This window comes from Streptomyces sp. MS19 (assembly GCF_047200595.1).
In the GTDB taxonomy this organism is placed as follows: Bacteria; Actinomycetota; Actinomycetes; order Streptomycetales; family Streptomycetaceae; genus Streptomyces.
This window is the reverse complement of record NZ_JBJZOH010000014.1, coordinates 123,852-131,871: the sequence shown is the minus strand read 5'-3', so window position 1 is coordinate 131,871 and position 8,020 is coordinate 123,852. Positions and strand designations below refer to the sequence as shown.

General features: G+C 75.6%; 9 protein-coding genes. 4 read left to right on the top strand and 5 right to left on the bottom strand.

The annotated features are described in order from the left end of the window. Nucleotides 1-298 precede the first annotated feature (298 nt). The gene (locus tag ACL02R_RS16465; protein WP_412797661.1) at nucleotides 299-964 is read right to left on the bottom strand and encodes a response regulator; all 666 of its coding nucleotides are present in this window, start codon (nucleotides 962-964) and stop codon (nucleotides 299-301) included. Continuing rightward, the gene (locus tag ACL02R_RS16460) at nucleotides 961-2,178 is read right to left on the bottom strand and encodes a sensor histidine kinase (protein ID WP_412797660.1); all 1,218 of its coding nucleotides are present in this window, start codon (nucleotides 2,176-2,178) and stop codon (nucleotides 961-963) included. Before ACL02R_RS16460 ends, ACL02R_RS16465 begins: the two co-directional genes overlap by 4 nt. A 132-nt stretch (nucleotides 2,179-2,310) precedes the next feature. On the opposite strand from ACL02R_RS16460, the gene ACL02R_RS16455 reads away from it, so the two are divergent. The 4 genes from ACL02R_RS16455 (at nucleotide 2,311) to ACL02R_RS16440 (ending at nucleotide 6,638) form a co-directional block, all read left to right on the top strand. After that, nucleotides 2,311-3,219, top strand: a complete 909-nt coding sequence (locus tag ACL02R_RS16455) for an ATP-binding cassette domain-containing protein (RefSeq protein ID WP_412797659.1) — start codon at nucleotides 2,311-2,313, stop codon at nucleotides 3,217-3,219. Then, nucleotides 3,216-4,076: an ABC transporter permease gene (locus ACL02R_RS16450; RefSeq protein WP_412797658.1), complete on the top strand. Its 861-nt coding sequence runs from the start codon at nucleotides 3,216-3,218 to the stop codon at nucleotides 4,074-4,076. The genes ACL02R_RS16455 and ACL02R_RS16450 overlap by 4 nt, the downstream gene beginning before the upstream one ends. A gap of 249 nt (nucleotides 4,077-4,325) precedes the next feature. Next, nucleotides 4,326-5,453, top strand: coding sequence for an MBL fold metallo-hydrolase (locus tag ACL02R_RS16445; protein ID WP_412797666.1), 1,128 nt, complete (start codon nucleotides 4,326-4,328; stop codon nucleotides 5,451-5,453). Nucleotides 5,454-5,627: 174 nt separating this feature from the next. Further along, nucleotides 5,628-6,638: an aldo/keto reductase gene (locus tag ACL02R_RS16440; protein WP_412797657.1), complete on the top strand. Its 1,011-nt coding sequence runs from the start codon at nucleotides 5,628-5,630 to the stop codon at nucleotides 6,636-6,638. Between the two features lie 49 nt (nucleotides 6,639-6,687). Here ACL02R_RS16440 and ACL02R_RS16435 read toward each other — a convergent pair whose 3' ends face one another. From ACL02R_RS16435 to ACL02R_RS16425, 3 genes are all read right to left on the bottom strand, one after another. Next, nucleotides 6,688-7,035 carry a DUF3140 domain-containing protein gene (locus ACL02R_RS16435; RefSeq protein WP_412797656.1) on the bottom strand — a complete coding sequence of 116 codons (348 nt, stop codon included), beginning with the start codon at nucleotides 7,033-7,035 and terminating at the stop codon, nucleotides 6,688-6,690. An 85-nt stretch (nucleotides 7,036-7,120) separates the two neighbouring features. Further along, on the bottom strand, nucleotides 7,121-7,774 hold the full coding sequence (locus ACL02R_RS16430; RefSeq protein ID WP_412797655.1) for an endonuclease: 654 nt from the start codon (nucleotides 7,772-7,774) through the stop codon (nucleotides 7,121-7,123). Between the two features lie 34 nt (nucleotides 7,775-7,808). Next, nucleotides 7,809-7,982 carry a hypothetical protein gene (locus ACL02R_RS16425; protein ID WP_412797654.1) on the bottom strand — a complete coding sequence of 58 codons (174 nt, stop codon included), beginning with the start codon at nucleotides 7,980-7,982 and terminating at the stop codon, nucleotides 7,809-7,811. Nucleotides 7,983-8,020: the final 38 nt, after the last annotated feature.

Here is an 8,020-nt window from a genome sequence, read left to right as displayed (position 1 = left end):
CCCCCCCCCCCGCCTCCCCCCCCCCCCCCCCCCCCCCCCCCCCCCCGCGGCACGCCTGGTGCGGAGCGGTGTGCGGCGTTCCGCGGCCTGGGCCCGGAAACCGATGCCCGGCGGCGACGGCACTCAGGGCGATCCGCCCCTCGCGGGGCGGCTCCGCCGCTGTGCGGGCCCCGGTACGCGTTGCCGGGCGCGGTGCGTCGTGCTCGTGGACGGTGGCCCGCTTGCGCCGGCGCTGCCGGCCGGGGCGGGCGGTGCGGTTCCGGCCTCCCTCGCGCCCGTACGCGGGCAGGCGGCGGTGTCAGCCCGGCGGGGCGACGAGGCCCGTCTCGTAGGCGAGGATCACGAGCTGCACGCGGTCGCGCGCGTCGAGCTTGGACAGCAGCCGCGTCACGTACGTCTTCGCCGTCGCCACGCTGATGTGCAGGCGTGCGGCGATCTCCCCGTTGGACAGGCCGGAGCCGACCAGTGTGAGCACCTCGCGCTCCCGGCCCGTGATGCCGGTGATCTCGCGCGGCGCCCGCGCCGTCCCGGGCAGCCGGGCGAACTCGCGGATCAGCCGCCGCGTCACGCCGGGCGCGATCAGCCCGTCCCCGGCGGCGACGACGCGGACGGCGTCCAGGATGTCGTCCAGCGCCATGTCCTTGACGAGGAAGCCGCCCGCCCCCGCGCGCAGCGCCCCGTACACGTACGCGTCGTCGTCGAACGTCGTCAGCACCACGACGTGCACGTCCGGGTGCGCCGCGGTGATGCGGCGGGTCGCCTCGATGCCGTCCACGCCGGGCATGCGGATGTCCATCACGACGACGTCGGGTCGCAGCGTGCGCGCCAGTTCGACGGCCGCCGCGCCGTCGCCCGCCTCGCCGGCGACCTCCAGGTCCGCCGCCTCGGCGATCACCATGCGCAGCGCGGTGCGGATGAGCGGCTGGTCGTCGGCCAGCACGACCCGCACGGTCCGCGCGGTCACGCGACGGCCGCCGGTACCGGCGGCACGGGCAGCCGCGCCGTGACGCGGAAGCCGCCCCCGGGCGCGTGCCCGGCCGAGAACTCACCGTGCAGCAGCTCGGCGCGCTCCCGCATCCCGACCAGTCCGTACCCCGCGCCCCCTGTCGCGCCCGCCCCGCGGCCGCGGTCGGTGACCTCGATGCCCAGCGCGTCCCCGGCATGCTCGATCGTGACGCGGCACCGGTCGGTCGCCGCGTGCCGCACGACGTTGGTGACCGCCTCCTGGACGATCCGGTAGGCCGACATGTCGATCTCGGGAGGCAGCGGCGCCGTCGCCTCGCCCAGCCGGCGCACCTCCACGCGTACCCCGGCGGCCGTCGTGTCGGCGGCGAGCCGCCCGAGCTGCGCGAGCCCCGGCTGCGGGGCGAGCTGCGGCCCGGACGGCCCCTCCTCGGGCCCGGTCCCGCGCAGCGCGCCCAGCATCCGGCGCAGTCCCGACAGCGTCTCGCGGCCGGTGAGTTCGATGCTGGTCAGCGCCTCGCGGGCGCCCGCCGGCTGGGTGTCGATGACCCGGCGTGCGGCGCCCGCCTGGAGGGCGATGATGCCGATGCTGTGGGCGACCATGTCGTGCAGCTCGCGGGCGATGCGGAGCCGTTCCTCCGTCACGGCCTGGGCCGCCGCCCGCGCGCTCAGCGCCTCGGCGTGGGCGCGTGTCTCGGCGGTGGACCTGCCGATCAGCCAGGCGATCACGGTGACCAGGGCGACGGCGAGTTCCGCCGACGTACTGATGTTCCACCCCGCCAGCAGCCGGACGGTGAGGTAGAGGACGAGAGTGCCCAGAGCCATGCCGAGCGCCAGGACGCCGGCACGGCGCGGCCGGGTCGCGGCGACCACGTAGACGGCCGTCACGACGGCGAGGTACTGGGCCAGCGGGATCTCGCCGACGCTCAGTGCGGTCGTCGCGACGACTGCGCCCGTCAGCAGCAGGCACATCGCCCGGAGCGGGCGCCGTACGAGGACGTGCCCGCCGTAGAGGGTCAGCGCGGTGCCGAGCGCGAGTTGCAGCAGTCCGTCCCAGCGGTAGATCAGCACGCCCGCGCTGTGGGACGCCTCCTCCTCGCCCGGCAGCGCGAGGCGTATGAGGAAGGTGAACGCCAGCCCTGCGCACCAGGCGCAGGCGGCCCAGACGCGGGGTGACATGCGCCGGGGGAGCGGGACGGGAGGTGTGGCCTGCATGACGCCAGCCTAGGCAGCCGCCCGCGCGTCGCCATCGGACCGGGGAGGTACACCCACGGGTGACACCGGCGCCGGGGAATGTCCGCGCCGGCTGGACGACGGGGAATGCGGCGGCGGGCCAGTGTGGTCCGCATGATCGAAGTACGAGAGCTGTCCAAGAGATACGGCGCCCGGACGGTCGTGGAGGCCCTGTCGTTCGCCGTGCGCCCCGGCCGTGTGACGGGCTTCCTGGGCCCGAACGGCGCGGGGAAGACGACGACGCTGCGGATGGTCCTCGGGCTGTGCCACCCGTCCGAGGGGGACGTGCGCGTACAGGGGCGGCCGATGGGGGAACGGGCGCGGGCGCTCACCGTCGTCGGCGCGCTGCTGGACGCGGGGGACGTGCACCCGGCGCGTACGGCGGTGGCGCACCTGCGGGCGCTGGCGCGGTCCAACGGGCTGCCGCGCGGACGGGTGGACGAGGTGCTGGGCGAGGTCGGCCTCCAGGACGCGGCGCGGCGGCGCGTCAGGGCGTTCTCGCTGGGGATGCGGCAGCGGCTCGGAATCGCGGGTGCGCTGCTCGGCGATCCGCCCGTGGTGGTGTTCGACGAGCCGCTGAACGGGCTGGACCCGGAGGGTGTGCGGTGGCTGCGTGGCCTGTTCCGGCGGCTGGCGGGGGAGGGCCGCACGGTGCTCGTCTCCAGCCATCTGATGGGGGAGATGGAACACACCGCGGACGACCTGGTGGTGATCGGGCGGGGACGGCTGATCGCGGCGGAGAGTCTGGAGGCGTTCGCCGCACGGGGGAACGGCGGGGGCGTGTGGGTGCGGGTGGACGATCTGTCGGCGATCACACGGGTGTGCAAGGCGGACGGTCTGGTGGTGCGGCCGGAGGACGGCGGGGTGCTGGTGTCGGGGGCCGGGGCGGGGCGTGTGGGGGAGTTGGCGGCGGGCGCGGGCCTGGTGGTACGCGGGCTCGCCGAGCGGTCGTCGTCACTGGAGGACGTGTTCATGGAACTGACGGCGGACAGCGTGGAGTACGGGACGGAGCGGGACCGATGAGAACGGGCACCCTGACGGCGACGGGCACGGACCGCGGCGCGACCGCGTCACGCGCACCCCGCGGCCGGTTCACCGACCTGCTGGCCGCCGAGTGGATCAAGCTGCGCACCCTGCGCTCCACCTGGTGGAGCCTGCTCGCCGGGGCACTGGCCGTCCTGGCGTTCAACATCGGCACCGCGTACGACACCTACCGCTACTGGCAGCCGGGCTCCGACAGGGAGCGGTACCTCGCCGACGGCATCCCGCTCCTGCACGCCTTCACCGCGAACGGGGCGCTGGTCCTCGCGCTCTTCGCCGGGGGGTTCGGCGCGCTGGCCGTCACCGGCGAGCACACCTCGGGCCTGGCCAGGACGACGTTCGCCGCCGTCCCCGCGAGGCGCCAGGTGATGGCGGCGAAGGCGGTCGTCCTGACGGCGGTCACCGTCCCGTTCGGCGTGGCCGTGGCGGCCGTCTCCTTCTGGGCGACCCAGGCGATCCTCCACCGCGTGGGCGTCGGCGTGCCCCTCGGCCACCCGGGCGCGCTGCGCGTCCTTGTCGCGTCCGCGCTGCTCGCACCGGTCTGCGCGCTCGTCGGCGCGGCCTTCGACACCCTGTTGCGGCACGGCCCCGGGGCGGTCCTGGCGGCCGTCGCCCTCCTCCAACTCGCGCCGCTGGTCCTGACCGACGACCGCCGCTGGTCGGCCGTCCTCGACCACGCGACCGTGATGAGCGCCTGGGACCGCCTCACCGACCCCGCGTACGCCGCGGCGGATGTCGCCCACCCCTGGTCGGAGGGCGGGGCGTGGACCACGCTCGCGCTCTCGGCGTCGGCCGCCTTCGCGGTGGCCGTGGCGGCGGAGCACCGGCGCGACCTGTGAGGCAGCCGGTGTGAACGGCCAGGCGACGGACAGGCGTTCGACGGGTGAATCCCGCCGATCGTCACGGGGTGTCACAGGCATCTACTACAGTTGCGTCAATCCTCGCCCAGGGAGGTCTTCGTGTCCGAGCCGTACGAGCCGTCCGAGCCGTCCGCACCCCACGCGTCCGGGGGAACCGGCGACACCGGTTCATCCCCCGCCCGCACAACTCCCGTCCGCCGCCCCCCTTCCCGGTCCCCGCTCGCCCGGCTGCGCCCGGCGGGTTTCGGCGCCGAGCCGGCCGGGGAGCGGCTGGCGCGCGTCGAGCGGTCGCCCCAGTTCCGCGACGGCGCGTTCCGCAACGAGCGGACCGCCGCCACCGGCAGCCCCCGCAGCACCGTCCCCCTCCTGCGCGACCTGCTGCGCCGCGCCGACCGCGTCCGCCGCAAGCCCGCCGGGCGGATGCCGGTCGCCCCCACCACCGCCGCGGACCTGGAGCGCCCGCCCGCGTCCGGTCTCCGCCTCACCTGGGCCGGGCACGCGGGCGTCGTCGTGGACATCGACGGCCACCGGCTGCTGTTCGACCCCGTATGGGGCGAACGCTGCTCGCCCGTCTCCTTCGCCGGCCCGAAGCGGCTGCACCCCGCGCCGCTGCCACTGGACAGCCTCGGACGCGTGGACGCCGTCGTGATCTCCCACGACCACTACGACCACCTGGACATGCCGACGGTCAAGGCACTCCTGGCCCGGGACACCGTCTTCGCCGTCCCCCTCGGCGTGGGCGCGCACCTGGAGTTCTGGGGCGTGCCGTCCGAGCGCATCGTCGAACTCGACTGGTGGGAGTCGGCCACGGTCGGCGGGCTGACCCTCACCGCCACCCCCGGCCAGCACTTCTGCGGGCGCGGCCTGCGCAACCAGGGCCGCACCCTGTGGGCCTCCTGGGCCGTCACCGGCCCCGACCACCGCGTCTTCCACTCAGGCGACACCGGGTACTTCCCCGGTTTCGCCGAGATCGGCAGCCGCCTCGGCCCGTTCGACGCGACCATGATGCAGATCGGCGCCTACAGCACCGAGTACTGGCCGGACATCCACATGACGCCCGAGGAGGGCATCCAGGCGCACGTGGACCTCTCCGGCGGCACCCCGCGCGGCGTCTTCCTGCCCATCCACTGGGGCACGTTCACCCTCTCGCTCCACCCGTGGGACGAACCGGTCGAACGCACCGTCGCCGAGGCGCGGCAGCGCGGCGTGACCGTCGCGCTGCCACGGCCGGGCGAGTCCTTCGAACCGGCCGTCCGCGTACCCACCGAGAACTGGTGGCAGGAGATAGCCGTGCGCCCGGCGGGCGGCGGCAGACCGGCCGGATCGTCGCTCAACGCCCGCCCGGCGGGCGGCTGACCGGCACCCCCGGCGTCCGGGCGGGCGCACCACGCCCGCCCGGCCCGCCCACGCGGGTCGGCAGGAACGTTCCAGCGGCCACAGCGCTAGGCTCCCTCCGGCGGCCCCCGGACCGCCCCCCACCGGCACCACTCACCGGGCGGCGCTCCACCCGGAGGAAGGCGGCAGCGACCCATGTCACCGCGACACCACAGGCTCGGCCGCAGCGACATCACCTTCAGCGAACTGGCCCTCGGCGGCGCGCCGCTGGGCGGCTCCGGCGCCCCCGTCACCGACGGCGACGCGCGCCGGGTCATGGAGACCGCCTGGGAGCTGGGCATCCGGGGCTTCGACACCGCGCCGCACTACGGCCTCGGCCTGTCGGAACGCCGCATGGGCGCCGTGCTGTCCGGGCTGCCCCGCAGCCAGTTCACCCTCTCCACCAAGGTCGGCAGGCTGCTCGTCCCCAGCGGCGAAGGACCGGCGGACGACGCCGCCAACGGCTTCCCCGGCCTGCGCACCCCGCTGCGCCGCCAATGGGACTTCAGCGCGGCGGGCGTACGGCGCAGCCTCGCCGAAAGCCTGGACCGCCTCGGCCTCGACCACGCCGACATCGCCCTGATCCACGACCCCGACGACCACGGCGAACAGGCATTCGCCGAGGCCTACCCGGCGCTGGAACGGCTGCGCGCGGAGGGCGCGGTCGGCGCCATCGGCGCGGGCATGAACCAGTCCGCGATGCTCACCCGCTTCGTGCGCGACACGGACGTGGACGTCGTCCTCCTCGCCGGCCGCTACTCCCTGCTCGACCAGAGCGGCCTCACCGACCTGCTGCCCGCCGCCGCCGAGCGCGGCACCTCCGTGATCGTCGGCGGCGTCTACAACTCCGGCCTCCTCGCCGACCCGCACCCGGGCGCCACGTACGACTACGTCCCCGCCAAGGCGGAGCTGCTCCAGCGCGCGCTGCGCATCAAGCAGATCACCGCCCGCCACGGCGTGCCGCTGCGCGCCGCCGCCGTGCAGTTCCCCCTGGCCCACCCCGCCGTCACCTCCGTCCTGGTCGGCGCGCGCTCGGCCGCCGAGGTCCGCGACGCCGCCGCCATGCACCGCCACCCCATACCCGCCGAACTGTGGGCGGAGCTGCGCGCCGAGGGCCACCTGCGCCCGGACGCACCGGTGCCGGGCGAGGGAACGCGCGCGGCCTGACGGCCACCCGTTCCCGCGCCCGGCACCCGGCCGGTTCCCGGGGGAGCCGTCAGGCGCTCTCGGACCGCAGCGGGTCGTGTCCCAGCGTCATCAGCCGGTGGCGCCAGTCGGGCTCCGGCACGGACGGCCTGGGCCCGGCCTCCCGCTCGGCGGTGACCTCGTCCACCACGTCGTACATCAGCTCGATGTCGGCGTCGGTGAGGTCCATCTGCCGTTTCCGCAGGATCGCCAGGACACCGCGGCCCTGGTCGCTCCCGGAGTTCTCCGGCGGCTCCTCGGTGTCCTCGCCCGCGCTGCTCGTCCGCAGCCAGGCGGCGAGCTCCTGGGACGTCATGTTCACCGCGTTGTGGAACTCGGCCCACAGCGCGTCGATCTCCAGTGCCTCGGTGTCGGCCATGTTGCCTCCCCTGTCGGGTCGAGTCGGGTGGGGGCGGACTCGTGCCCACCGGGTCCCCCGCCCCGCGCGCGGGAAAACGTGGCGGTCAGGCCGCCGCGGCGGCTTTCACGGCACGCGCGAGCTTCGCGTCGAGCGCCACGCGGACCAGCCCCGCCGTCAGACGCGCGGTGTCGTCGTCCGGCACCAGCCCGCCCAGCGCCTTCGCCGACCTGGGCAGCCCGACGCGCTCGGCGCCGTCGAGCACCTTGCGGTCGGCGTACGGCGCGTACTCGGGCCACACCGCCTGCGCCTCCCGCAGGAAGATGTCCGCCCCGGCGGGGCCGATCCCGCGGAACTCCGTCAGCCGCTTCCCCGCCTGCCCGTCGCCGTCACCGCGCAGCCCGCGCAGGTCGCCGCCGTAACGGTCGAGGACGCCGGCCGCCTCCTCGCCGAGCTGCGCGGCGGTCCGTTCGTCGTAGCGCCGGTAGTGGCCGGCGCCGAGGGCGTCCACGCGCTGCTGCCAGGTCGCGTCCCGCATCTTCCGGGGGTCGCGCATCCCCGCGTCGAACAGCGCCCGCGCCGCCGAGGTGGCGACGTCGGCCCGGATACGCGCCGACAGCAGGTGCGCCGTCACCAGCAGCTGGTAGAGGGGTCCCGGCGTGTTCCGCAGCCGGATACCGGCCTCGTCCGCGTACGTGCGTCCGCAGCGGTCGAGCACGGCGTGCGCCGTCCGCTCCCGCTGTTCCGTGCGCGTGGTCATCGCGTGATCACCTCCGCCCGCGTGCGCCGGGCGCTCAGTCGGTCTCGGGCCGTTCGTCCGCCCGGGGCGCCCCGTCCTGCGCCGCGGCGGGCGTCTGCCAGCGCGGGGCGAGATGCAGGGCCTCGTCCGGGTCCTCGCGGACGGGTTCCGCGGCGGACCGCCAGGGGGCGTGGTGTATGCCGTATGCGTTGCTGAGCCGTTCAGCCATTTCCTCATCACCTCGGTCCCAGCGGGTGCCCCGGCGAG

Bases quoted from the DNA above. Each gene is read 5' to 3' on its own strand.
- ACL02R_RS16460 (WP_412797660.1), bottom strand. From the start codon at position 2,178: ATGCAGGCCACACCTCCCGTCCCGCTCCCCCGGCGCATGTCACCCCGC.
- ACL02R_RS16455 (WP_412797659.1), top strand. From the start codon at position 2,311: ATGATCGAAGTACGAGAGCTGTCCAAGAGATACGGCGCCCGGACGGTC.
- ACL02R_RS16450 (WP_412797658.1), top strand. From the start codon at position 3,216: ATGAGAACGGGCACCCTGACGGCGACGGGCACGGACCGCGGCGCGACC.
- ACL02R_RS16440 (WP_412797657.1), top strand. From the start codon at position 5,628: ATGTCACCGCGACACCACAGGCTCGGCCGCAGCGACATCACCTTCAGC.
- ACL02R_RS16435 (WP_412797656.1), bottom strand. From the start codon at position 7,035: ATGGCCGACACCGAGGCACTGGAGATCGACGCGCTGTGGGCCGAGTTC.
- ACL02R_RS16430 (WP_412797655.1), bottom strand. From the start codon at position 7,774: ATGACCACGCGCACGGAACAGCGGGAGCGGACGGCGCACGCCGTGCTC.
- ACL02R_RS16425 (WP_412797654.1), bottom strand. From the start codon at position 7,982: ATGGCTGAACGGCTCAGCAACGCATACGGCATACACCACGCCCCCTGG.